The sequence below is a fragment of the Roseateles chitinivorans genome (genome assembly GCF_002761755.1).
Taxonomy (GTDB): Bacteria; Pseudomonadota; Gammaproteobacteria; order Burkholderiales; family Burkholderiaceae_C; genus Roseateles; species Roseateles chitinivorans.
This window is the reverse complement of the sequence record NZ_PEOG01000229.1, coordinates 1-433: the sequence shown is the minus strand read 5'-3', so window position 1 is coordinate 433 and position 433 is coordinate 1. Positions and strand designations below refer to the sequence as shown.

Annotated in this window: 1 protein-coding gene and 1 pseudogene; both read left to right on the top strand. The window is 70.9% G+C overall.

Going from position 1 to position 433, the window contains the following annotated elements; all coding sequences use genetic code 11:
• A partial coding sequence (locus CS062_RS25495; RefSeq protein WP_438270504.1) for a hypothetical protein occupies window positions 1-196 on the top strand: 196 nt, incomplete at its 5' end.
• A pseudogene (locus CS062_RS25490) lies at window positions 186-433 on the top strand (hypothetical protein); the annotation flags it as partial. The gene CS062_RS25495 and the pseudogene CS062_RS25490, both read left to right, overlap by 11 nt.

The window sequence follows — 433 nt, the reverse complement described above, 5'->3', positions numbered from 1 at the left end:
GTTGCAGGCCGTCGGCTCGCCCGACGAGCTCAAGCGGGCCGTATCGAGCCAGGCATCGGACGACGCCGGGGAGACCACGCTCGAAGACGTGTTCCGCCACTACGCGGGCTCGGATCTCGAGGGCGGCGCCGACCCGCGCCGCTCCGGTCTGGGTGAGGTCCGCTCGACCAGGAGGACGGCGCGCCGTGTCAGTTGAGTTGGTACGCGCGCCGCGCGGGCTGCGCCGCGTGCGCGCGGTGGCGATGCGGATGGGTGCGTTCGCGCTCGTCGAACTCCAGAAGCTGCGTCATGACCGCACCGAGTTGTTCACCCGGATGGTCCAGCCCGCGCTGTGGCTGCTGATCTTCGGGCAGACCTTCAGCCGTCTGCACGTCGTCGACACCGGCGGCGTGCCGTACCTGGCGTTCCTGGCGCCCGGCATCATCGCGCAGTC